The sequence below is a fragment of the Flavobacterium sp. genome (genome assembly GCF_035292545.1).
Taxonomy (GTDB): Bacteria; Bacteroidota; Bacteroidia; order Flavobacteriales; family Flavobacteriaceae; genus Flavobacterium.
In genome coordinates this window covers 72,242-97,112 of record NZ_DATDPV010000083.1, presented here as the reverse complement: position 1 = coordinate 97,112, position 24,871 = coordinate 72,242, and the positions used below count along the sequence as shown (strand labels likewise).

24 protein-coding genes are annotated in these 24,871 nt (G+C 34.1%); 11 read left to right on the top strand and 13 right to left on the bottom strand.

What is annotated here, in order from left to right:
- Window positions 1-31: 31 nt before the first annotated feature.
- A complete protein-coding gene (locus tag VI621_RS14585) occupies window positions 32-1,555 on the top strand; it encodes a PAS domain-containing sensor histidine kinase (protein WP_324219137.1) in 1,524 nt (507 codons plus the stop codon).
- On the top strand, window positions 1,542-1,940 hold the full coding sequence (locus VI621_RS14580; RefSeq protein WP_324219136.1) for a response regulator: 399 nt from the start codon (window positions 1,542-1,544) through the stop codon (window positions 1,938-1,940). The genes VI621_RS14585 and VI621_RS14580 overlap by 14 nt, the downstream gene beginning before the upstream one ends.
- A 53-nt stretch (window positions 1,941-1,993) precedes the next feature.
- Here the strand turns inward: VI621_RS14580 and rny are convergent, their stop codons facing one another.
- The 3 genes from rny to VI621_RS14565 all read right to left on the bottom strand — a co-directional run bounded on the left by rny (window position 1,994) and on the right by VI621_RS14565 (window position 4,359).
- A complete protein-coding gene (gene rny, locus VI621_RS14575) occupies window positions 1,994-3,559 on the bottom strand; it encodes a ribonuclease Y (RefSeq protein WP_324219135.1) in 1,566 nt (521 codons plus the stop codon).
- Window positions 3,560-3,768: 209 nt separating this feature from the next.
- On the bottom strand, window positions 3,769-4,062 hold the full coding sequence (locus tag VI621_RS14570) for a cell division protein ZapA (protein ID WP_324219134.1): 294 nt from the start codon (window positions 4,060-4,062) through the stop codon (window positions 3,769-3,771).
- A 6-nt stretch (window positions 4,063-4,068) separates the two neighbouring features.
- Window positions 4,069-4,359 carry a hypothetical protein gene (locus tag VI621_RS14565; protein WP_324219133.1) on the bottom strand — a complete coding sequence of 97 codons (291 nt, stop codon included), beginning with the start codon at window positions 4,357-4,359 and terminating at the stop codon, window positions 4,069-4,071.
- 185 nt (window positions 4,360-4,544) lie between these two features.
- Between VI621_RS14565 and VI621_RS14560 the strand changes: the two genes are divergently transcribed.
- From VI621_RS14560 to VI621_RS14550, 3 genes are all read left to right on the top strand, one after another.
- Window positions 4,545-6,242: a M23 family metallopeptidase gene (locus VI621_RS14560; RefSeq protein ID WP_324219132.1), complete on the top strand. Its 1,698-nt coding sequence runs from the start codon at window positions 4,545-4,547 to the stop codon at window positions 6,240-6,242.
- A 12-nt stretch (window positions 6,243-6,254) separates the two neighbouring features.
- Window positions 6,255-8,723 carry a TonB-dependent receptor gene (locus VI621_RS14555; protein ID WP_324219131.1) on the top strand — a complete coding sequence of 823 codons (2,469 nt, stop codon included), beginning with the start codon at window positions 6,255-6,257 and terminating at the stop codon, window positions 8,721-8,723.
- A gap of 90 nt (window positions 8,724-8,813) precedes the next feature.
- The gene (locus VI621_RS14550) at window positions 8,814-9,533 is read left to right on the top strand and encodes a hypothetical protein (RefSeq protein ID WP_324219130.1); all 720 of its coding nucleotides are present in this window, start codon (window positions 8,814-8,816) and stop codon (window positions 9,531-9,533) included.
- A 10-nt stretch (window positions 9,534-9,543) separates the two neighbouring features.
- Here VI621_RS14550 and VI621_RS14545 read toward each other — a convergent pair whose 3' ends face one another.
- The 5 genes from VI621_RS14545 to VI621_RS14525 form a co-directional block, all read right to left on the bottom strand.
- Window positions 9,544-10,245: a hypothetical protein gene (locus VI621_RS14545; protein WP_324219129.1), complete on the bottom strand. Its 702-nt coding sequence runs from the start codon at window positions 10,243-10,245 to the stop codon at window positions 9,544-9,546.
- A gap of 59 nt (window positions 10,246-10,304) precedes the next feature.
- On the bottom strand, window positions 10,305-12,131 hold the full coding sequence (locus VI621_RS14540) for an ABC transporter ATP-binding protein (RefSeq protein WP_324219128.1): 1,827 nt from the start codon (window positions 12,129-12,131) through the stop codon (window positions 10,305-10,307).
- Window positions 12,131-13,858 (bottom strand): phospho-sugar mutase, encoded by a 1,728-nt coding sequence (locus tag VI621_RS14535; RefSeq protein ID WP_324219127.1) that lies wholly within the window; start codon window positions 13,856-13,858, stop codon window positions 12,131-12,133. Before VI621_RS14535 ends, VI621_RS14540 begins: the two co-directional genes overlap by 1 nt.
- A gap of 137 nt (window positions 13,859-13,995) precedes the next feature.
- Entirely contained in the window at window positions 13,996-14,952 is a 957-nt protein-coding gene (locus tag VI621_RS14530) for a glycosyltransferase family 2 protein (protein WP_324219172.1), read from the bottom strand.
- 4 nt (window positions 14,953-14,956) lie between these two features.
- Window positions 14,957-15,499: a DUF4199 domain-containing protein gene (locus tag VI621_RS14525; RefSeq protein ID WP_324219126.1), complete on the bottom strand. Its 543-nt coding sequence runs from the start codon at window positions 15,497-15,499 to the stop codon at window positions 14,957-14,959.
- 243 nt (window positions 15,500-15,742) lie between these two features.
- Here VI621_RS14525 and VI621_RS14520 point away from each other — a divergent pair, with 243 nt between their 5' ends.
- The 4 genes from VI621_RS14520 (at window position 15,743) to mtaB (ending at window position 20,433) form a co-directional block, all read left to right on the top strand.
- On the top strand, window positions 15,743-15,994 hold the full coding sequence (locus VI621_RS14520) for a type B 50S ribosomal protein L31 (protein WP_291251212.1): 252 nt from the start codon (window positions 15,743-15,745) through the stop codon (window positions 15,992-15,994).
- A gap of 236 nt (window positions 15,995-16,230) precedes the next feature.
- The gene (locus tag VI621_RS14515) at window positions 16,231-17,406 is read left to right on the top strand and encodes a GlmU family protein (RefSeq protein ID WP_324219125.1); all 1,176 of its coding nucleotides are present in this window, start codon (window positions 16,231-16,233) and stop codon (window positions 17,404-17,406) included.
- Window positions 17,407-17,572: 166 nt separating this feature from the next.
- On the top strand, window positions 17,573-18,970 hold the full coding sequence (gene aspA, locus VI621_RS14510; RefSeq protein WP_324219124.1) for an aspartate ammonia-lyase: 1,398 nt from the start codon (window positions 17,573-17,575) through the stop codon (window positions 18,968-18,970).
- 134 nt (window positions 18,971-19,104) lie between these two features.
- Window positions 19,105-20,433, top strand: coding sequence for a tRNA (N(6)-L-threonylcarbamoyladenosine(37)-C(2))-methylthiotransferase MtaB (gene mtaB, locus VI621_RS14505; RefSeq protein ID WP_324219123.1), 1,329 nt, complete (start codon window positions 19,105-19,107; stop codon window positions 20,431-20,433).
- Here mtaB and VI621_RS14500 read toward each other — a convergent pair.
- The 3 genes from VI621_RS14500 to VI621_RS14490 form a co-directional block, all read right to left on the bottom strand.
- Window positions 20,430-20,771: a hypothetical protein gene (locus VI621_RS14500; protein WP_324219122.1), complete on the bottom strand. Its 342-nt coding sequence runs from the start codon at window positions 20,769-20,771 to the stop codon at window positions 20,430-20,432. The two genes, mtaB and VI621_RS14500, sit on opposite strands and share 4 nt — an antisense overlap.
- 81 nt (window positions 20,772-20,852) lie before the next feature.
- Window positions 20,853-21,155, bottom strand: coding sequence for a GNAT family N-acetyltransferase (locus VI621_RS14495; protein WP_324219121.1), 303 nt, complete (start codon window positions 21,153-21,155; stop codon window positions 20,853-20,855).
- Window positions 21,156-21,285: 130 nt separating this feature from the next.
- Window positions 21,286-21,546: a hypothetical protein gene (locus VI621_RS14490; protein ID WP_324219120.1), complete on the bottom strand. Its 261-nt coding sequence runs from the start codon at window positions 21,544-21,546 to the stop codon at window positions 21,286-21,288.
- A gap of 202 nt (window positions 21,547-21,748) precedes the next feature.
- Between VI621_RS14490 and VI621_RS14485 the strand changes: the two genes are divergently transcribed.
- The gene (locus tag VI621_RS14485; RefSeq protein WP_324219119.1) at window positions 21,749-22,414 is read left to right on the top strand and encodes an alpha/beta hydrolase; all 666 of its coding nucleotides are present in this window, start codon (window positions 21,749-21,751) and stop codon (window positions 22,412-22,414) included.
- Between the two features lie 48 nt (window positions 22,415-22,462).
- Entirely contained in the window at window positions 22,463-23,356 is an 894-nt protein-coding gene (locus tag VI621_RS14480) for a lytic transglycosylase domain-containing protein (RefSeq protein ID WP_324219118.1), read from the top strand.
- Here the strand turns inward: VI621_RS14480 and VI621_RS14475 are convergent.
- Both VI621_RS14475 and VI621_RS14470 read right to left on the bottom strand, forming a co-directional pair.
- The gene (locus VI621_RS14475; protein ID WP_324219117.1) at window positions 23,353-24,048 is read right to left on the bottom strand and encodes a TlpA family protein disulfide reductase; all 696 of its coding nucleotides are present in this window, start codon (window positions 24,046-24,048) and stop codon (window positions 23,353-23,355) included. The two genes, VI621_RS14480 and VI621_RS14475, sit on opposite strands and share 4 nt — an antisense overlap.
- A 164-nt stretch (window positions 24,049-24,212) precedes the next feature.
- Window positions 24,213-24,728, bottom strand: a complete 516-nt coding sequence (locus VI621_RS14470; RefSeq protein WP_324219116.1) for a DUF2892 domain-containing protein — start codon at window positions 24,726-24,728, stop codon at window positions 24,213-24,215.
- Between the last annotated feature and the right edge of the window lie 143 nt (window positions 24,729-24,871).

Below are 24,871 nucleotides of genomic sequence, written 5' to 3'. Positions count from 1 at the left end.
AAGTTAACCCCAAAAACAAATACCATAATAAATGAAGTTAGAAACTTTTTCTAATAACCTACTATTAGAAGAGAAAATAATTTTTTACAAGAAATTAATATCTCAAATACCTGATTTAATTTTTCAGGTGACCATCTCAAAAAAGGGAGAAGTACACTTTCCATTTCTGAGTCGTTCGGTTATAACTTACTTTGAACTCACCGACGAAGAGTTAAGCATGGAAGCCTATGACCTGTTAAAGGATAGAATCGCTTCGGATGATTTCAATGATTTTCTAAAATCTATTGATGATTCTAAAAATACTATAAAACCATGGTCTCATGAATTTAGTGTTATACTTCCTTCTAAAGGTATTCGCTGGGTTAAAGGTAAAGCAAGCGTTGAATTAGACGAAAAAGGCAATGTCATTTTTTATGGAAGACTAACTGATATTTCTGAAAAGAAAGAGCAAGATTTACGAATTAAACTTTCGGAAGAACGATACCAATTTGCATTAGAAGCTTCAAAAAAAGGGATTTGGGATTTGAATTTAAAAACTGATGAGGTTTTTCATTCTTCGCAATCCATGAAAATGTTAGACTTTGATGAAAAAGATCATGTAGATTTACATGATAAATGGGAAGATAGGGTCCATCCTGATGATAAAGAAAAATATCTGACAGCAATTCAATTGCACTTAGATAACAAAACCCCTTTTTATGAAAATGCAAAGAGGATGTTGTCTAAAACCGGTAGGTATAAATGGATACTAAGCCGCGGAAAAGTTATTGAAAGAGACAAAAATGGTGCCCCAAAAAGAATAATCGGTACCCATACCGATATCTCAATTCAGAAAGAAAGAGAGCAGGAATTAGAGCGTACACACGAAATTGTAAGCGAACAAAATAGCCGATTATTGAATTTTGCCCATATTGTATCTCATAATTTGAGGTCACATGTCGGGAATTTCAATATGTTATTAAAAATTATAGAAAGTGAAAATAATGCGGGAAATATAAGCGAAAGCTATTCCCATTTAAAATCAACATCTGACGCCCTGACAGAAACTATTGATCACTTAAAAGAGTTGATGGATATTCAGGCAGGATTGGTACATAAACGCGAAAATTTAGATTTGAATTATTTTTTAAAACATACTTTGAATATTTTAGTTAAAGACATTAACGAAAACGGTGTAATTATAATTAATGAAATTCCTGAAAACAGCACTATAGCATTCAATCCGGCCTATTTAGAAAGTATTCTTCTGAATTTTACCACGAATGCCATTAAGTATTCCAGTCCGGATAGAAAACCGGAAATTAAATATACTTTTGTGCTTCAGGACGGAATAAAATCCCTTGAAATAAATGATAATGGATTAGGAATTAATCTCGAAAAATATGGTGATAAGCTTTTTGGAATGTATAAAACCTTTCATAAGCACCCAAATTCCAGAGGTATTGGATTATTTATTACAAAAAATCAAATTGAGGCGATGGGCGGAACTTTGAATATTGAAAGTGAAGTAGGAGTAGGCACAACATTTAAAATATACTTTAATGAAGAAGTATAATAAGGTTTTTATTGTTGATGATGACAAGGTTTTTCATTTCATAATAAAAAAACTGTTGTTAAAAAATAATATTGATATTATCCCTATTTTTTTTGAAAACGGATATGATGCCATTGAAGAATTAAAAGAAAACATAAATTCGGAAACAGATTTTCCGGATTTGATTTTATTAGACATCAATATGCCAATTATGGATGGCTGGCAATTTTTGGATGAATTCAGGGTAGTTAAAAGCCAATTAAAGAAAAGGCCGATTATCTATTTAATAAGCTCCTCTGATGATATTGTGGATGTGAATAAATCGAAAGAATATAATGATGAAATAACGGATTATGTTCTAAAACCGATGGATACGGAAACCATAGAAAAAATATTTTTAAAATAAAAAAAAGCCTTTCAATTTTGAAAGGCTTTTTTAGTTTCTATATTTTAGAATATCTATTTAGCAATATTCACAGCTCTTGTTTCTCTAATCACCGTTACTTTCACCTGACCTGGATAAGTCATTTCTGTTTGAATTTTTTGTGAAATTTCGAAAGACAATGTAGCTGCATTATCATCAGATACTTTTTCGCTTTCAACAATTACACGTAATTCTCTACCAGCTTGGATTGCATAAGCATTTTTCACGCCATTGAATCCAAAAGCAATTTCTTCCAAATCTTTCAAACGCTGGATGTAAGAATCCAATACTTGTCTTCTTGCTCCGGGTCTTGCGCCTGAAATTGCATCACAAACCTGGATAATCGGCGACAATAATGATTTCATTTCAATCTCATCGTGATGCGCTCCAATCGCGTTGCAAACTTCTTCTTTTTCACCGTATTTCTCAGCCCATTGCATTCCTAATAAAGCGTGTGGTAAATCACTTTCTGTATCTGGCACTTTACCGATATCGTGAAGCAAACCGGCTCTTTTGGCTAATTTTACGTTCAACCCTAATTCGGCTGCCATGATTCCGCAAAGTTTAGAAACTTCACGGGAGTGTTGCAATAAGTTTTGTCCATAAGAAGAACGGTATTTCATTCGACCTACGACTTTAATCAATTCCGGATGCAATCCGTGAATTCCTAAATCGATAACGGTACGTTTACCAACTTCGATGATTTCATCGTCAATTTGTTTTGCTGTTTTAGCAACAACTTCTTCAATTCTCGCAGGGTGAATTCTTCCGTCAGTTACTAATTTATGTAAAGCCAATCTCGCGATTTCTCTTCTAACTGGGTCAAAACAAGAAAGAATAATAGCTTCCGGTGTGTCGTCAACAATGATTTCAACTCCGGTTGCAGCTTCTAAAGCTCTAATGTTTCTTCCTTCACGACCAATAATTCTACCTTTTACATCATCAGATTCAATGTTGAAAACGGAAACGCAATTTTCTACCGCTTCCTCTGTACCAACTCTCTGGATGGTGTTGATGATGATTTTCTTGGCTTCTTGTTGTGCAGTTAATTTTGCTTCTTCAATAGTGTCTTGAATATGCGCCATGGCTTTGGTTTTAGCTTCCGCTTTTAAACCTTCTACCAGTTGTTCTTTTGCATCTTCGGCAGACAAACCTGAAATAACTTCCAGTTGTTCTAATTGGCTTTTATGCATTCTTTCAACTTCGTGCTGCTTTTTATCCAGGAGTTCAATTTTTGAATTGTACTCTATAGTTTTAGCTTCAAAATCGTCGTTTACTTTTTTGGCTTTAGCCAATTCATTTGAGATTTGAGATTCTTTATCACGTGTTCTTTTCTCAACTTCAGCTACTTTTCTGTCACGAGCCAGGATTACTTGTTCGTGCTCTGCTTTAAGTTCAATGAATTTTTCTTTTGCTTGAAGAATTTTATCTTTTTTGATGTTCTCTGCTTCAAGATTGGCGTCTTTTAAGATAGAACCTGCCTCTTTTTTTGCATTTTTGATTAGGTTAGAAACATTGCTTTTCTCCATCAGTTTTGCAATTACAAAACCACCTACAATACCTACAATTCCTGAAATAATTATTATTAATGTACTCTCCATGTTTGTTTAAAATTTATATATAAAAAAGCCTACATTAGGTTGCTTGTATAAACTCGGAATGACAAGTTTTGAGCTAACTCACTGTTCAAGTTTCCTCGCCGAAGCGTGGCATGCTTTAGAAGTGATGATTTGCTCATTCTAATTTGTTAGTGTTGAGTTTACCAAATGTGAACTAATGTAGGCAGTATCTTAGTTTCTGTAAAGAACGTTTATTTATCGAGATATTTTGCTAATAAATCATTAATCTTCTTAAGCCTTTCGTTTGTTTCTACGTTATCTATTGACTTGTCGATTTGTTTTTGTTCTAATTGAGAAGCAAATTGTAAAGCACACATGGCCAAAACATCTTGTTTATCACGAACAGCATAACTTTCTTCAAACTGCTTAATCATAACATCAATTTTTTTAGAAGCACTTCTGAGTCCCTCTTCCTGAGACAAATCTACCGTTAACGGATAAACCCTGTCTGCAATTGATAGTTTAATTTTAAGCTTTTCATCCATGGTTTACTAGTCGGACAACTGTGCAATACAGTAGTCAATTTCACGAATTAATGAATTTATTTTTAGCTTTGTATCTCTTTTATTATCGTCACTGCCGAGCAATGAATTGGCCATTTTGAGTGATTCATACTGTGTTTTTAGCACCTCAATCTCATTCGATTGTTTTTGTATAATTGTTGCAGATTGGCTTAATTCTTGTTTTAAATTCTGGGTATTTTTCTCTAAAGCGTCTATTTTGCCAAAGAGTTTTTCTATCCTATTTTCAAGAGTATCAATTATTTCTGCAATTTCACTCATTAGAAACTATATTCATTACTTAATTGACAAAGTTAGTATTCCTATTTAATTATAGCAATATTTTTTCTAAAATTTTACCTTTTTTCTAATGAAAAATTATAATAATTTGTATGATAGCAAGTTATAACTAATAATATTTTTATAATTTTTAATCACTTTTTTCTATATTAGCAAAAACGTTACTCATGAGAATTACCTTCTTTTTTTTTATTTTTTACGCCTCCATTTTTGCCCAAAATCAATATCCTAAAGATTATTTTAGGTCACCATTGGACATTCCCATTCAATTATCAGGGAATTTTGGAGAATTAAGACCGAATCATTTCCATGCGGGATTTGATTTTAAAACCCAAAAAACAGAAGGCTTAAATATATATGCTGTCGCAGATGGGTATGTTTCAAGAATCAAAATTTCCACTTCCGGTTACGGAAAAGCGATTTATATTACGCACCCTAACGGATATACTACCGTTTACGGGCATCTGAAATCGGCAACGCCAATGATTGAAAAACACATCAAATCCAATCATTACATTGAAAAAAAATATGAGATTGAGCTTTTTCCTAAACCGGAAGAATTAATCGTTAAAAAAGGTGATATAATTGCTTTTTCCGGAAACACCGGTGGTTCAGAAGGACCGCATTTGCATTTTGAGATTAGAGATTCTAAAACGGAAAAAACAATAAATCCTTTATTTTTTGGTTTTGACAGCTTAGTCAAAGATACCAAAAAGCCAATAATCACCAATTTGGTTGTTTATCCAATTGATGAAAACGCAACAGTTAATCAATCCAAAAATCCTTTGATGATTAATCTGTCATTACAAAAGGATGGGACTTATGTAGCCGGAAAAGTGCTTGCCAGCGGAAAAATTGGTTTTGGAGTCAATACCTATGATGTGTATGATGTAGCTTGGGACAGAAATGGGGTTTTTAAAATTGAATCTTTTTTAAATGGCAAACCTTCCTTTGGTTTTCGGTTTGATACTTTTGCGTTTGATGAATCACGATATATCAACGCCTTGATTGATTATCCAAGATATAAAAGTATGTACCAGAGAGTACAGAAATTATTCATGAAAAATCCATTTCCATTGAGTATAATTCAACCGAATAAAGACAATGGAATTGTAGAAGTGGTTCCTAATGTTACCCAAATTTATCGTATTGAAGTGTCTGATTTTAATGATAATAAAAGTGTGATTTCCGTTCCAATTCAATATTCGTCAATTCCGGCTAGCGATGTTTTAAGGGTCAAAACAACGCCGTATTTTATAAAAACCAATAAAGAGTACAATTTTGAAAAAGACAATATGTCGGTTTTTATTCCCGCAGGAACTTTTTATGAAGATTTTTATTTAGATTTTGATGTAAAAAAAGACACTTTGTTTTTTCATAACGATAATATTGCTGTTCATAACAATTTTGTGGTTTCTATCCAAGATACCATTACCTCTGAAAAAGAAAAAGAAAAAATGTTCATCGCTTCCATTAATGGAAAAAAGTTAGGCTATAATTCGACGAAATTAAAAAAGAACACTTTCGTTACTTATACCAAAAATCTGGGTCAATTTGTTTTGGCAAAAGATACAACAGCACCAAAAATTTCCATTTCAAAAAGCATAGAAGGGAAATGGTTGAGTGATCAAAAATTCCTTAATCTCTTTATCAAAGATGATTTGTCCGGAATAAAAGAATATAATGGATATCTCAACGGACAATGGATTCTGTTTGAATACGATTATAAAACCAGAAAAATTACCCATAATTTCAATGATGGAATTGTTGCCGAAGGTAAAAACGATTTAAAAGTGGTAGTTTCGGATAATGTAGGAAATTCTACTATCTTTGAAACTCAATTTTTTAGAAGTCAAAAACAATAAAAACGAAAGCTCTTGAAAGTCAAAAATCAAATCATCAACCTTCTTTTTTTATGCATTGGATTCACTGCTTTTGCCCAAAACGCTAGAGTAAAAGGAATTATTTTGGATGAAAATAGCAATCCTGTTGAAAATGTAAATATTTCCTATCAAAATAAATCAGCGGTTACCAATGATAACGGTTTTTATGCCATAACGGTTCCTGCAAACCAAAAAGTAGTACTTGTTTTTACTCATATTTCACTTAAAAAAACAACAGCAACATTGGAGCTGAAACCCAATGAAGATTTTGAATTCAATGTGGTGATGAATGAAAAAGCCGAGCAAATGGGTGAAGTCATCATTACTGCAAACAACAGAAAACGAGTACAGGGCATAACCAATATTGAACCCGAGGTAATCCGAAAAATCCCCGGAGCAAATGCCGGTGTCGAAAATATTTTAAAAACATTGCCAGGCGTTTATTCTAATAATGAACTGAGCACCCAATATGCGGTTCGTGGCGGAAACTATGATGAAAATTTGGTTTATGTCAATGAAGTGGAAGTCTATCGACCGTTTTTGGTTCGTTCCGGACAGCAGGAAGGATTGAGTTTTACGAATACGGATTTGGTCCAAAATATAGAATTTTCTGCAGGAGGTTTTCAGGCTAAATATGGCGATAAACTTTCCTCTGTTTTGGATATTACATACAGAGTACCAACTAAATTTGGCGCATCCGCCGAAGCGAGTCTTCTTGGCGGAAGTTTAGCCATTGATGCAGTTTCAAAAAATCAAAAATGGTCTTCTATTACCGGAGTTCGTTATCGTGATAACAGTCTTTTGGTAAAGAGTCAGGAAACAGAAACGAATTTCAGTCCTACATTTGCCGATGTGCAAACCAATGTCATTTATAATGCTTCGACGAAATGGCAATGGAGTTTTTTAGGAAATATTTCCCAAAACAGATACAATTATCAGCCTTTATCGCGTCAGACTAATTTTGGGACCATCGACGAGCCTATTGCTTTGCAAGTGGCCTATGAAGGTCAGGAAAAAGACCGATATGACACTTATTTTGGAGCTTTGAAATCGACTTTTAAAGCCAATGATAATTTTACATTAAAGATTATCGGTTCAGCCTATCATACTTTAGAGCAAGAATATTTTGATATTTATGCAGGTTATTTCTTAGGCGAAGTTGACACTAGTATTGGTTCAGAAACTTTGGGAGATGTAACTTTTAGCAGAGCCATCGGAACCCAATTGAATCATGCCCGAAATGATTTAGACGCCTTAATTGTAAATGCTGAAGTTAAAGGGTTTCATGAATTGAAAAAAAATCAAATCGAATGGGGTTTCAAATACACCCGTGAAGATATTCGTGATAGGGTAGTGGAATGGGAAGTGATTGATTCTGCGGGATTTTCACTGAATCCTCCAATCATTGATTTGCCCACAAATGACCAGCCTTATAACCCTTATATCGGACCATTAGTTCCTTATCATAATGTCAGAGCTTTAAATTTTGTGACTATTGACAGATTTTCCGGTTATGCGCAATGGAATAGAAAAAGTAAATTACGAAATCACGACGTTTGGTTCAATGCAGGTGTAAGAATGCATCAATGGCAGGTTTCAGGAAAAAATATTGAGGGTAAAAGTCAGGTTGAATTTAGTCCGAGAGCGCAATTTGCCATCAAACCCGATTGGAAAAAAGATATGGTTTTTAGATTCTCGACCGGTTTATATGTACAACCACCTTCTTATAGAGAGTTGAGAAATCAAAGTGGTGAAGTGCTTCCGGATGTAAAAGCCCAAAAATCGATACATTTTGTACTGAGTAATGATTATAGTTTCAAAATGTGGAACAGGCCTTTTAAACTCGTTTCGGAAGCGTATTATAAATCATTATCCGATGTGAATCCGTACACTTTAGAAAATGTCAGAATTCGATATGCAGCGAATAATAATGCCAAAGCCTACGTTCAGGGTCTTGATTTTCGTCTTAACGGAGAGTTTGTTCCCGGAACCGAATCCTGGTTTAGTTTTAGTTATCTGAAAACAGAAGAAAACATTGATAATAAAGGTTTTATTTCAAGACCAACAGATCAACGATTGAAATTTGGAATCTTATTCCAGGATTATATGCCAAACCTTCCTAGTGTGAAATTATATCTCAATTTGGTTTACAATACCGGTTTGCCTGGCGGTTCGCCTTCCTATGCAGATCCTTATGTATATCAAAGTCGTTTGAGAGATTATCGCAGGGCAGATGTAGGTTTTTCTAAAGTTTTTACAGAAAATAATAAAGACAGACCTGATGGACATTGGTTAAAACGTTTCAAGGATTTATCCTTAGGGTTGGAGATTTTTAATTTGTTCAACAATCAAAATGCGATAACGAATACATGGGTTCGGGATGTGTATACAAAAAATCAATACGGAATTCCAAATTATATGACGACAAGGGTTTTTAATGTTAAATTGACCGCAAGGTTATAATTCATTAGATAAAAACTTAAAATTGTTTATATTTGAATTTAAAATAGCGCCTTATGTTTTTTAAAAACTAGGTTAAACGGATCAGAAATTATGAAAAAAATAAATATACTTCTCGTTGGAATTTCTGTTTTGCTCCTTACCAGTTGCAAACAAGAAGCCGTAAAACCAAAAGTGACCTACGATGCGACAAAAGGGAAAGTGAAATCTAGATTAGATACCACTCAAATTGAAGTTGCCGATTTACCAATTCAAATGGAGGGAACCAATTACCTGATTCATCCGGTTGGAGATTTGAGTATTTCAGAAGGAAGGACTAAATCCAGTTATGGTTCTACAAGTGCGGATCGCGTTAGTTTCACAATTTCCAATACGAGTGAATTTGAAATTACAGGTTATTTACGCAACCTGAAATTTCAGCAAATAGGCTCCGATTCAATAAAAGTATTAACGGATAAACCAGTTTTAATTCAAACTGCAACATACCTAAAAACGATTGCTGACAAGACCAAACAGCAAATTATGGTTTATACCATGGCTGACAGGGACACAAACAAAGACGGGAAATTAGACACAAGCGATATCAAAACACTATACATTAGTGAAATTAGCGGAAAGAAATTAATGAAACTTTCTCCGGAACTTCAGGATTTAATTGATTGGAATTTAGTAGAATCTAAAAATCGTTTGTATTTTAGAACGATAGAAGATGCTAATAAAAACGGACAGTTTGATAAAAATGATATTTTGTATTATCACTTTGTCGATTTATCCAATCTAGGGTGGGTAGTTATGGATTATAAACCGGTTTAGTTTTTTTAACTTAAATCAGAATATCACTTTCTAAATCTGATTTTTCTATCTCAAAACTAAAACCTAGTCTTTTTACCAATTCGATTACCAGATTTTTATACCAGTTTTCCGATTTCGGATGGATGTAGATTTTTTCTATGAGATGATTGATGTCAATATCAACCTTCAATCCGTTTTCGATGGTTAAATTGTGTTCAGTCACATCCGAAATAATTCTGATTTCTCGCTCATATTGAAAACTTTTTCGCTTAAATAAGAAAGGAAAAAAAGTATTATCAAACGGAATATATTCTTTTTTATAATCAATATAATTGACCTCGCCAATATGTTGTTCATACAGGATTTCAGGAGTTAAAGATTCCTGTAATCTTCCCAACGTTGACTGAATGGCTAAACCTTCGCTTTTTTGGGTGAAAATTTGCCACATCGCAAAAGATTCATACTCATTAATGTGCCAACTGCTGATGAACACATTTTTCCGATGTGTTTTATAAAAGTCTAAAAAAGCGGGATTGTCTGCTGAAAGTTTTCGGATTTCCTCAAAAGTAGGTTCGCTAAAAGTGCCTTCGTATTGGTCTTCAAACTTGTCTGAACGCGACATGAATAATTTTTTGTAAAGCAATAAATCGACAAATTTGGACAAGTCCAGGTATTTCCAAACGATGGTGTCTGGATCTTCAGGAAGCTTGATGTTTTTGTCGTTGATGTACATTTTTTATTATTTCAAAATTCGTTGTTCAAAATTCAAAAAATCCAAATCGTAAATCAAAATTACTCAAAAGATTGCATCGTCACTAATTTATTATAAGTGCCATTCAATGCAATCAATTCATCGTGTTTGCCTTGCTCAACGATTACACCTTTTTGCATCACCACAATTTTGTCTGCTTTTTGAATCGTCGAAAGTCGATGCGCAATAACTATTGAAGTCCTGTTTTGCATCATATTTTCCAAAGCTACCTGAACATATTTTTCGCTTTCGGTATCTAAAGCCGAAGTAGCTTCGTCCAGAATCATAATCGGTGGGTTTTTTAAAACCGCACGTGCAATCGATAAACGTTGTTTTTGTCCGCCGGAAAGCTTGTTTCCGCTATCGCCAATGTTCGTGTAAATTCCTTTCGGTAAATCCTTTACAAATTCATAAGCGTTCGCGATTTTCAAAGCTTCAATGATTTTATCATCACTTGCATCTAACTTTCCTAACGAAATATTGGCTTTTATAGTATCATTAAATAAAATACTGTCTTGTGTCACTAATCCCATCAAACCACGAAGCGACTGCAAATTCATGTCTTTGATGTTGGTTTCATCAATCGTTATTGTTCCGTCATTCACATCGTAAAAACGGGTCAATAAATTGGCAATGGTGCTTTTTCCACTTCCGGATTGGCCAACAAGTGCCACGGTTTGTCCTTTTTCAATTTCTAACGAAAAATTCTTTAAAACTGTTTCCTGTTCGTATTTGAAATTGATGTTTTTGATGGTTATATTAGAATCAAAAGTATTTTTTTGAATCGCATCCACTTTACTTGTAATGGGGTTTTCCTGTTCCAAAATCTCCAAAACGCGTTCTGCTGCGGCATTTCCTCTTTTGATATTATAAGACGCTTTCGAAATAGATTTTGCCGGAGTAAGAATATTATAGGCTAAACCCATGTAAGCAATAAAGGAAGCGCCATTCAATGTTTTTTCAATCAAAACCATGTGTCCGCCATACCAAAGTAAAATAGCAATAACCATAATTCCCATAAACTCACTTACGGGTGATGCCAGATTTTGTCTATTACCGATACTATTGGATAAATCAAAAAAGCGTTGGGTAGATTCCTGAAATATTCGATTGAAATAATTTTCAGAATTATATCCTTTTACAACTTTCAGTCCCCCTAAGGTTTCTTCTATAGTCGATAAAAATTGCCCTTGTTCCTGTTGCGCTTTGGTAGATTGTTTCTTTAATTGTTTTCCAATTTTAGAGATTACCAATCCTGAAAGGGGAATAAATATAAATACAAACAATGTGAGTTTTACGCTAATGGTCAGCATGGCGGTTATTGTAAAGATAATGGTCAAAGGTTCTTTTACAATAAGTTCCAGAATAGAAAGAAAGGAAGTTTGTACTTCATTCACATCACCTGCAATCCTGGAAATGGTATCGCCTTTTCTTTTTTCAGAAAAGAAGGAAAGCGGTAAATCGATTGTTTTTTTATACATCGCATTTCGCATGTCCCTTAAAACGCCATTTCGCAAAAAAGTAATAAAATACATGGCTAAATAATCACTCAGATTTTTCAGTAAGAAAATCGAAATAATTCCGGTTACCATTATCGATAAAGTAAACCCAATACCATTATTATCAGTAGAAGTTGTAATGTAGTAACTTAAAAAATCTTCCAGAAATCCTTTTGCATTTGCTATTCCTTCCCAAACAGGCCTGGCAGTATTTCTTTTGGTCTGGTCAAATAATACCTGCATCATAGGGATTAAAGCCATAAAAGAAAGCGTGCTGAACAAAGCATACAAAACATTAAAAAAAATGTTCAGGTACGCATACTTTTTATAAGGTAAAATAAAAGGAAATATCTTTTTGAAATTGTCCATTAAACGATTTTTAAATCTAATAGTATGTTTTTGATTTTGCTGTCTAAATACGCTTCGACTTCAGCAACATCTTCTATCGAATCCAATTGCGAATTTACGCTGACATAAAATTTTATTTTTGGTTCTGTTCCGCTTGGCCTTGCGGCAATTTTCGCACCGTCTTCCGTATAATAAATCAATACATCCGATTTTGGGATATTCATGGTTTCTTCTTCTCCGGTAAATAAGTTTTTGGCAATCGAAGTTTTATAATCTTCTACCATAACCACGCGCTCGCCATTGATTTCTTTCAAAGGATTTTCTCGTAAATCTACCATCATCTGGTTGATTTCCTTCAAACCTTCAATTCCTTTTTTGGTCATGGCAACCAAATATTCTTTATAAAATCCATGATCTACGTATAATTTCAATAATTCCTGATATACTGAACTTCCTTCGGCTTTGGCCTGAGCCGCAAACTCGCACATTAACAAAGTAGCTGCAACGGCATCTTTATCACGAACGGCATCGCCGACCATAAATCCGAAACTTTCTTCGCCACCGCCAATAAAATTCAATTCCGGGAAATCCTTAATCATTTTGGCAATCCATTTAAAACCGGTCAGACCTACTTTGCATTCTACTTCATAAGCCGAAGCCAATTCCAACATCATCGGAGTAGAAACTATGGTTGAGCCGATGAATTGGTTTCCGTTGATTTTGCCTTCTTTTCTCCATTGTTCCAATAAAAAGGCGGTCATCAAAACCATGCTTTGATTTCCGTTAAGCAAAACCATCTTACCATCCTTATTTCTAACCGCAACGCCTAATCGGTCACAATCCGGATCGGTTCCAATAACAATATCGGCATTCAATTTCTCAGCCAAAGCCAAAGCCATCGCCAAAGCTTCCGGTTCTTCGGGATTTGGAGATTTCACCGTCGGGAAATCACCATTTGGTTCCGCTTGTTCAGGAACGATATGTACATTAGAATATCCGGCCTGCGCTAAAGTAGCAGGAACAGATTTAATTGAAGTTCCGTGCAAGGAAGTGAAAACAATGCTCAGATTGTCTTTTGCCTCCGCCGAAGTATTGAAACTCGCGTTCTTAATCGAAGATTTGATAAACGCTTCGTCTATTTCTGAATCGATATATTGTATCAGATTTTCATTCGCCTGAAATTTGATTTCATCGTATTTTAAATCTTCAATAACCTGAATAATTTCTGCATCTTGTGGTGGAACGAGCTGTCCGCCATCTTCCCAATATACTTTATATCCGTTATATTCCGGTGGATTGTGGGAAGCAGTAAGCACGATTCCGCATTGGCAACCTAACTGTTTTACGGCAAAACTCAATTCCGGAGTCGGACGCATATCCGAAAACAAATACACTTTTATGCCATTGGCCGAGAAAACATCAGCCACCACTTTAGCCAACGTATTGCTGTTATGGCGACAATCATAAGCAATAGCCACTTTTAATTCCTTTCCGGGAAAAACGCGATGCATATAATTGGCAATGCCCTGAGTATTTTTTCCAAGCGTATATTTATTGATACGATTGGTTCCAACGCCCATGATACCGCGCATTCCACCCGTTCCGAATTCCAGATTTTTGTAAAAACGGTCTTCCAGTTCTTTCGGAGAAGTCGTCATTATTTCTTTGATTTCCTCTTGCGTCTGATGGTCAAATGTTGGCGTTAGCCATTCATTTACTGCATTTAATATGTTTTGTTCGATGTGCATTTTATATTTTTTTAGGAGCTGTTTCCTGCTTTCCGCTCTATCTTTTCTTGCTTAAAGAAAGCAAGAAAAGGATGCCGCTGCAATCAGGGCTAGTCAAGTAAAACCTGTGTTTTTATTTTCTATAGATTTAATAACAACTATAGATTGACTGAATTCGAAACCTTATATCGTTCCTCATTATTTTTTGTTCGTAAAATAATTTCACCCAAAAACCCGGCTAAAAACAATTGCGTTCCAATAACCATGGTAGCCAACGAAATGTAAAACCAAGGATTCTCAGTTACCAAAACCGTTGGTAAATGATTATAAAGGCGAATTAATTTATTTACTCCGATAAATCCTGCGGCAATAAATCCAATGATAAACATGATGGAGCCTAAAGCGCCAAACAAGTGCATCGGTCTTTTCCCAAAACGCGACAAAAACCAAATTGTGATTAAATCCAAAAAGCCATTAATAAAACGATCCATACCAAATTTGGTCGAGCCGTATTTTCGTGCCTGATGTTTAACTATTTTTTCACCAATTTTACCAAAACCGGCATTTTTTGCCAAAACGGGAATATAACGATGCATTTCACCGGAAACTTCCACGTTCTTGACAACGATATTTTTATAAGCTTTCAACCCGCAATTAAAGTCATTCAACTGAACACCGGACGTTTTTCGGGCAGCCCAATTGAATAATTTGGAAGGGATATTTTTTGTAACAACAGAATCATATCGTTTCTTTTTCCAACCGGAAACCAAATCGAAATTTTGATTCATAACCATATCATACAAACCTGGAATTTCCTCTGGATTATCCTGTAAATCGGCATCCATGGTAATCACCACATCGCCTTTGGCTTTGGCAAAACCAGCGTGTAAAGCTTGCGATTTTCCGAAATTTTTCAAAAACCGAATACCCTTTATATTAGGGTTTTCGGCTGATAATTTTTCAATAATAGACCAAGAATTATCCGTGCTTCCATCATCTATAAAGATCACTTCGTAGGAATAATTGTTGGCTTTCATTACAGAAACAATCCAATTGTGGAGTTCCTGCAATGATTCTTCTTCGTTGAGAAGTGGTATTATGATGGATAAATTCATTAAATTAGAAACTTTCAGGTTTGTCATTTTTAACAAATGCACCAATTATTAAGGAATAAATCAATCCTATAAAAGAAAACATAACAACAGTTACCGGAACAACAAGCGCCGGACTCATGAATTTTTTTGTCATAGACATGGCCATATCTAATTGCTCTGAGGTCATTTCAGGACTTTTTTGTACCATTACCTGTCTTGTTTTCTTCAAAATTTCGTCCATAAATTCTGGGAATATCAAATTGAAAACAATACTAAACAACGCATAAATTAAACCGGCAATCAAACAAATGGTAACGCCAATTTTCAGACATTCACCAAAAGAGATAAAACCAAAGTTTAATTTTTTCTTGTAATTATTGCATCCAATAATAATAAGGATAACCGGTAATACTAAATAATTTAAAACATTAACAACAATTCCAACAGTCGGATTTGTTATTGGGTCGATATTTAAAACATAAAGTATAACGAATTCTAAAACCATAAAAATTCCAAAAAGAATTCCGTAAGGTAAAGCAGATTTTGAAGGAGAGATTTTTTGTTCCATAAAAATGATTAGTTTTAAATTAATCCACAAATATATGAATTACCAAATTATGGAACGATAAAATTTGGTTTTAGATAAAGTTTAAAAAAAAGCACTCAAAGATTTGTTTATTGAAAAAAAATTGTAAATTTGCAAACTCAAAATAATAAAGTTAAAACAAAAAGTTATAATGAGTTTATACCTTTTCTTTACAGGAAAGCTTCAAAACAAGTTGTAATTAAACAAATAAAAAAGATTTACAAGATGAAAAAAGGAATTCACCCAGAAAATTACAGATTAGTTGCATTTAAAGACATGTCGAATGACGAAGTTTTTATTACTAAATCTACAGCAGACACTAAAGAAACTATTACAGTTGACGGTGTTGAGTATCCAGTTGTGAAAATGGAGATCTCTAGAACTTCTCACCCTTTTTACACAGGTAAATCTAAACTTATTGACACTGCTGGTCGTATCGATAAATTCAAAACGAAATACGCTAAACACGCTAAATAATAACGTGCTTGCTGTTATATATCAAAAGCCTTCCAATTTGGGAGGCTTTTTGTTTTTTATTTGATTGAATCCCACATAAATGATATTTTTCTTCCGATGATAAGAAAAGAGGGTTCTTGACAATCAAAATTTAAATACTTTTGGAAAAAAACTTTGTAACTTTGAATTCTAAATTTTGTGATGATTAGATTTTTGAATCAGAATATCAAATAATTAAATTAACGAATCAACATTTTATGAACTATATACTTTTTGACGGAACGGTCCGCAAGGCGCTGCTTCCATTCACTTTTACAAGACCCGTAGCAGATATTCGTGTGGGGATTTTGACCATTCGCGAAAAATGGGAAAAACATTTGGGTTCTACCACGACCACTTTGACCGAGGATTATTTGTCAGATAAATTTCCGATGGTTGAATTGGAAGAAAATGTAATGATAAATGCTTCTTTTTTGCCTAATAATGTATTGGTTGAATTGGTGAGTAATCTTGAGCCGAATCAAGCCATCTTTAAAGGAGAAGAAGTTATTGCTTTTTACACGCAGGAATCGCAGGAAGAAGTTGATTTTGATACGTATGAAATCATTGAATATAATGAGGATTGCCTCACAATTGAACATACCTGGGATATTTTTGCCAAAAACGATGCGGCAATCCGGGAAGATTTTGAACTTTTAACAGAGGATAGAAAATCTCAACCCATTCCAAAAAGCGTAAATGTAATTTCACCCGAAAATATTTTTATCGAAGAAGGAGCCAAATTGGAATTCGTAACCTTAAACGCTTCAACAGGACCAATTTACATTGGAAAAAACTCCGAAATCATGGAAGGTTCCGTAATCCGCGGACCATTTGCTTTATGCGAAGAAGCACAAGTGAAATTGGCTTCCAAAGTGTATGGCGCAACAACCGTTGGTCCTCATTGCAGAATTGGTGGCGAAGTAAATAATTCGGTATTGTTTGGGTACTCTAATAAAGGACATGACGGGTTTTTAGGAAATGCTGTTTTGGGCGAATGGTGCAATATCGGAGCCGACAGCAATAATTCCAACCTGAAAAATAACTACGAAGAGGTAAAATTATGGAGTTATGAAACCGAAAATTTCGCCAAAACTGGTTTGCAATTCTGCGGATTGATGATGGGCGACCATAGTAAATGTGGTATCAATACCATGTTCAACACAGGAACCGTAGTTGGTGTGAGTGCGAATATTTTTGGTAGCGGATTTCCAAGAAATTTTGTGCCTAGTTTTTCATGGGGAGGCGCTTCAGGTTTTACCACATACCTTACCAAAAAAGCATTTGAAGTTGCAAAAGTAGTAATGTCACGTCGTCACGTGGAATTCACGGAACAAGATGCTGCCATTTTGGAACACGTTTTTGAAGAATCTAAAAAATGGAGAAAAGAATAAAATCAGTTATAAAATCTACAGATTTTTATGATTAGAAACCAACCACAATTGCGAAAAGTAATTGTGGTTTTTTTATAAATTGAATTCTAAATTTAACTTTTCATAAAGTCCTATCTTTAAAATAAGGAGTATCTTTAGTGTGATTTTTAATACAAAATAGTGCAATATGTATAGAATAGAAAACGATTTACTAGGAGATTTAAATGTACCGATAAATGCCTATTATGGCGTTCAAACCCAAAGAGCAATTGAAAATTTTCATATTTCAGGAGTAAAATTAAATGAATTTCCGGAATTCATCAAAGGATTGGCTTATGTAAAATGGGCCGCAACCGAAACTAATTTTATGTTAGGTTTATTGGATGAAAAATTAAAAAATGTAATTGTTCAGGCAGCAAAAGAAGTAATCGATGGTAAATTCAACGACCAATTTCCAATTGATATGATTCAGGGTGGCGCCGGAACTTCTACTAATATGAATATTAATGAAGTCATAGCCAATCGGGCACTTGAAATTTTAGGCCATCAAAAAGGAGAATACCAATATTGTTCCCCAAACGATCATGTGAATCTGTCGCAATCTACGAATGATGCCTATCCAACTTCAATAAAACTGGCAACCATAAACTCGAATATTCAATTGATTGAACATTTGAAAAACTTAATTCTGTCGTTCCGAAGAAAAGGTGTGGAATTCAAGCATGTTTTAAAAATGGGAAGAACCCAATTGCAAGACGCTGTCCCGATGACTATGGGACAGGAATTTGAAGCCTATGCAGCAACTTTAGAAGAAGAAATTGAACGATTGAACCAAAACTCAGCCTTGTTTTTCGAAATTAATATGGGTGCTACGGCCATCGGAACCGGTTTAAACGCCGCTCCGGGTTATGCCAAACTTTGTGCTGAAAATTTAGCAAAAATTACAGGACATCCTTTTGTTTCCGCACCTAACTTGATTGAAGCTACACCAGATACGGGTTCGTATGTGATTTATTCCTCAGCTTTAAAAAGAATGGCAATCAAAATTTCTAAGATATGTAACGATTTACGTTTGCTGTCTTCAGGTCCTCGTTGTGGATTGAATGAAATTAATTTACCGCCAATGCAACCCGGATCATCGATTATGCCAGGAAAAGTAAATCCTGTAATTCCCGAAGTAATGAATCAGGTTTGTTTTCGGGTTATAGGAAACGATTTAACGGTGACCATGGCAGCCGAAGCTGGACAATTGCAATTGAACGTAATGGAACCTGTTTTGACGTATTGCATCATGGAATCCATGAAATTGCTTGAAAATGGGATGGATACATTAGCCACTAAATGTATTGACGGAATTACCGCTAATGAAGAACATTGTAAAGATATGGTCTTGCACAGCATCGGTATTGTAACCGCATTGAATCCTTATATTGGGTATAAAAACAGCACCAAAATTGCTAAGGAAGCGTTGGAAACAGGAAAAAGTGTTTACAATTTAGTGCTAGAACACAATCTTTTATCGAAAGAAGCATTAGATGATATTCTCAATCCGGAAAATATGCTGGCGCCAAAAGCAGTAAAGTAATTTTAAATTATTATAAAATAGTGATAGATAGCGTATTATTGATTTCGTTTTAAAGAATTTTGTATGTAAATTTGCAAACTCTTTTACAAAGATGAAAATATAATAAGATACTACTTAAAACGTAGTTTGTTCCTATGGAAAACAGAAAAAAAGTTGCCTTTTATACCCTTGGATGTAAACTGAATTTTTCAGAAACATCAACGATTGCCCGTAATTTCAATGACGAAGGTTTTGACCGTGTCGATTTTGAAGAAGTCGCCGATATTTATGTGATTAACACCTGTTCGGTAACGGAAAATGCAGACAAGCAGTTCAAGCAAGTCGTAAAAAAAGCGATGAAACTCAATGATAAAGCCTTTGTAGCCGCTGTAGGCTGTTATGCCCAATTAAAACCCGAAGAATTAGCAGCGGTTGACGGTGTGGATTTGGTTTTGGGTGCTACAGAAAAATTCAAAATCACCGATTATATCAATGATTTGTCCAAAAACGATATGGGCGAAGTGCATTCCTGCGAAATTTCGGAAGCCGATTTTTACGTTGGGAGTTACTCCATTGGAGACAGAACCCGAGCGTTTTTAAAAGTTCAGGACGGTTGCGACTATAAATGTACTTATTGCACGATTCCATTAGCCAGAGGGATTTCGAGAAGTGATGCATTAGAAAATGTGTTGCAGAATGCCAAGGATATTTCAGAGCAAAACATCAAAGAAATTGTTTTGACTGGTGTAAATATTGGAGATTACGGTAAAGGAGAATTCGGAAATAAAAAACACGAGCATACCTTTTTTGAATTGGTTCAGGAACTGGATAAAGTTGAAGGCATCGAAAGGTTGCGAATTTCATCCATTGAACCGAATTTATTAAAAAACGAAACCATAGAATTTGTTTCCAAAAGCAGAACTTTTGTACCTCATTTTCACATCCCATTACAATCAGGAAGCAATGATATCCTGAAGTTGATGAAACGTAGATACCTTCGCGAAATTTATACCGAAAGAGTCAATAAAATACGCGAAGTCATGCCACACGCTTGTATTGGTGTGGATGTTATTGTAGGATTTCCTGGAGAAACAGAGGAGCATTTCTTAGAGACCTATCATTTTCTGAATGAGATGGATATTTCTTATCTACACGTTTTTACGTATTCTGAACGCGATAATACTGAGGCAGCTTCAATGTCTGGTGAAGTTCCGGCCAATGTCAGAAGCAAAAGAAGCAAAATGTTACGTGGATTATCAGTAAAAAAACGTCGTGCTTTTTATGAAAGCCAATTGGGAACCAATAGAACGGTTTTGTTCGAAAGTGAAAATAAAGAAGGCTACATTCATGGTTTTACCGAAAATTATGTAAAAGTAAAAACACCCTGGAATCCGGAATTAGTGAATACCTTACATGAAATTAATTTGACAAAAATTGATGAGGATGGTTCGGTAAGAATGGAATTCGCCAATCTTTTGGTCTAATATTTATAGTGAAATCTTATTTTAGTGATTCGGTAAACGGTGTCGCTGTATCTTTCTATAAATTCAAATGAATTGCGTCCGGGCTGTTCAAAACTGATAATAATTGGTGCAGCAATTTCATAATACATTTTTTCTCCTTCCATCATCAGCCGGTCACCATTTTTTCTATAAGCTGAACGGATTAATACGAATTCGGATAAATTCCATGTAGTGAAATTCACGTCGAAATTTTCACTTTGTGAATACAATCCTTCCGTAATTTCGGTTTTGCAGCCATAATATTTTTCGATGTTTTCGAAAAAGTAAATAATTTTTGAATTGGTATCTTCAGAAGCCATCAGATAAAGATATGTTATTTTTTGAAAAATAAAAAGCCGTTCCAAATATTTGGAACGGCTTTTTATTAGGAATTAAAAAAATTATATTTTAATTCCTGGTGGTAATAAATCTCTGTAAATGGTGTTTTTTCTAAAGAAAGCGGCAATTTTAGGAAGAATAGGAACCACTTTAAGTTTGCGTTCATAGGCAATGGCCATGATGTTTTTTAGCAAATCATTTATGAATTCTTCATCTTCAAATTGGTCGGGAACATTAATTTTTGTTAGAAAAATCTTTTTTTCCTGAAAAGAATATTCCAACGAAATTAACTTTCCATCCACGAGTGTTTCAAATTGTCTTGAAAAAGTGTTGTCTTTAATTTCCATAGCTGCTTGTGCTTCCATAATTAGTTTTGCTTTATTGATACTTCTGTTAAAAGTATTTTTGATTTTTGTTTTACAACAAGATCAAATTGGTTAAAATCGGTTATTCCGATGGCATCCTTGGGGCTCAAAGTTTGATAGTTTACGTCAATTAAGGAGAGGTAAAACATCGTTTTCTGGAATATTTAATTTGTAAGTTGTTGTTTTCTGCACTTTCAAAAATGCCTGAATTCAAAAATGTTTGCTGGTAAACCAAAAGTGCATTTTTATCATTTTTGTAATGTGGCGGAACTACATTTACAAAGGTATTGATTTGACTTTCAATATCAAATGATTTCTTGTCATATCTCGGAGTTACGTGTTCTTTATCGGAAAAAATAGATAATTGTAAGGTTTTTTCTCGACCTTTCATGATGATGTTTATTTCGTAATGTTTAAACCTGCAAGCCAAAATCAACTTTGCTTCATTCAAAATATTTAAATAGTTGGGTATTCATAATTTATTGATAAATTAAAATGGGATTGAAGTTGGAATCGCTCAAAAAAACTATTTTTATGTAAATTTCATGATTATATAGTTTTAATCTTGTTATACTAGCGTTAAAAACCAATAAATGACAAAAATCCCAGTTTATTTCATGCCCGGATTAGCGGCAAGTTCATTAATTTTCGAAAAAATAGTTTTACCCGAAGATACTTTTGAAATTCATTTATTGGATTGGCAAATACCAGAAGCCAAAGAAACTTTGACGGATTATGCCAAAAGAATGGCAAAGAATGTCAAACATGAAAATGCTGTTTTGATAGGAGTTTCTTTTGGAGGGGTTTTGGTACAAGAAATGGCTGAATTTTTAAATTTGAGAAAATTAATTATTATTTCGAGCGTAAAAACGAATTTGGAATTGCCTTTGCGAATGAAAATTGCAAAATCAACAAAAGCTTATAAATTAGTTCCGACAAGCTTGTTTCAAAATGTTGAAATTTTATCTAAATTTTCATTTGGAACCCTAATAAAGCAAAGATTGAAATTGTATGAAAAGTATTTGTCAATGCGTGAAAAAGCATATTTAGATTGGGCGATTGAACAAATGATTTTGTGGAATAGGACGGAAGCAGATAAAAAGGTGATCCATATTCATGGCGATGCAGACGAAATTTTTCCCATCAAAAATATTAAAAATTGTATTGTTGTAAAAGGAGGAACGCACATCATGATTTTGATTAAATACAAGTGGTTTAATGAGAATTTACCGAATATTATTTTAGGGAAAGAAGTATAAATGGATTGGTTTTTGTGAGTTAACCAATCAATAAAAAGAAAAGAAAATATGAATAGGATAAAAAAAGCAGGCATAATCGCCTCAGTAGTTGTAATAAGCGGTGTTTCATTTTTTGGAATTTCCTATGAAAATAAAAATAAAATCACGCATGAAGGAACTGCAAATTATTTTCCGGTGGAAGTTGATTTTTCCGGAGAGAAGACCCCTTTGCATATTTCGGATGTGAGTGAGCGTTTTGACAGGGAATTGCTGGTCAATGCGAATCTTCACGCGTCAACTATTTTAATTATTAAAAGAGCCAATCGTGCCTTTCCGGTGATAGAACCTATTTTGAAAAGAAATGGTGTTCCTGATGATTTCAAATATTTGGCTGTTATCGAAAGTGCTTTGACCAATGCAGTTTCAAGCGCAGGAGCAAGAGGTGTATGGCAGTTTATGCCTGATACAGCGAAAGGAATAGGAATGGAAGTCAGCGAAACTGTTGATGAGCGCTATCATTTAGAGAAATCGACTGAAGCCGCTTGCAAGTATTTATTAGATGCAAAAAATAAATTTGGTTCATGGACTTTGGCAGCTGCCTCTTATAATGGCGGAATGAATGGGGTAAACAGACAAATCGAAAGTCAAAAAGTATCGAATTATTATGATTTATTGCTAAATGATGAAACCTCAAGATATGTCTTTAGGATTTTGGCGTTGAAGGAAATTATGAAAAATCCTGAAAAATATGGGTTTTCTGTTCCAAAGCAAGAATTATATGAACTTTTACCAACAAGGAAAGTTGAAGTTGACAGTACTATTTCTGATTTGGCTGATTTTGCCAAAACTCAGGGGATTAATTATAAAATTCTGAAAATTCATAATCCTTGGTTAAGAGATAAAAAATTGGATAACATAAATAAGAAGAAATACAGTATTGAAATTCCTTTAGGAGGGTATTAATTAGCAACCAAGCGTGAATGAACTACTGTTTTATTCAATATGGATTCATTTATGTTTTTACTGAAGTTGTCATAGCTCAAAGACAAAGCAATAGCAAAAGAAGTTCTTGGTTTCATTTGATTTGAAATGCGTTTGATGCTGATTACTTTTTTGTTTTCATCGATAAAAAAGGAAGTTGGGAAACCTAAAGTATGTTTTATTGTGGAAACAATCCGGTAATCATTGTCATAACCTTCATCGGCATAACAAATTTTAATATTGCTACTGAATTGATGTGCTATTTTCTTGATATTGGATTTTTTATCCCAAAACAACACTATAAATTGAATGTCATCACGATGTTCTTTTGCTAATTTATTTAAAGCAGGAATTTCTCCTTTACTTAATACACACCATGAAGCATAAGTAATAATGAAAACGGGCTTGTTGATTTTGTTTAATTTTACGCTTTTAGAATTATAACTTTTAATGGTAAAATCGTCAAATTGTGTGCCTAATAATTTATATTGAACCAAAGAATCGAATAAACGTTGTCCTTCGATAAAGTCTTTTTTATCAAAAGCACGATTACTTGCTTTGTTGTAGGTATTGATATTGGCTTTTATTGCATCAGAGAAATAAACAGCCGAATCTTGGCTGAAAGTAGTTGAAAAGGAAAGTATAAATAATAGTGTAAGTAGTTTTTTAGCCATAATAATCCATAATCTGATGCAAGATTAGATCATTTATAAACCATGGCATAAAATACCCGTTGAATTGTTAAAATACTCGATTAAATACCTCTATTACATAAAAAAACCACCTCAGAAGGTGGTTTTGTTTAAAATATCACAAAAAGGATTTTTTTTATTTAAAATTACATTTTCTTCAATTGTCCTTTCATCATTATAATTTGATCTTTCAGCATGTTTTGCTTGTCTAATTTTTTGGCTTCGTTCAATAAATTAGTGGCTTCCAGTTTTCTTCTTCTGGTCATGGCTACTCCGGCTAAATTCAATTTTGCCACAGCCAAATCCATATCCATAGACAATCCCAATTCGATTGCTTTTTTGAAGTATTTTTCTGCTTGGATTAAATTAGTTTGAGACAACATAATTCCGTGTAAATAATTGAAATATCCTTGTTGCTTTCTTACCAAAGCCGTTTCTGGGTTTTTGATAAAGGCCAGCCATTTTTGAGCCCCGGGAAAATCCTGTTTTCTCAGCTTCAGGAAAGCCAATAAAATGAATTCGTTTTTAAAATAAAGAAAAATAGGAATAGCAGTCAATAAGATCAGGAAAATCCCGTTTCCGATATTTCCTTCCGTAAATTGCCAAATGCCTGCAATAGTAATAAGTCCGGCGATTATAAGTTTAATATTTCTGTGAAACATAGTATGTGTTTTTATGAGAGTGCAAAGATAGTAAAAGGATTTTAAAATATTTTTACAAAACTACTTGCCAGAAAAAAAAGTCTTTGTATATTTGCACTCGGTTTTGAGACAACACGTTTTAAACCTATCACAGATATTTTAAT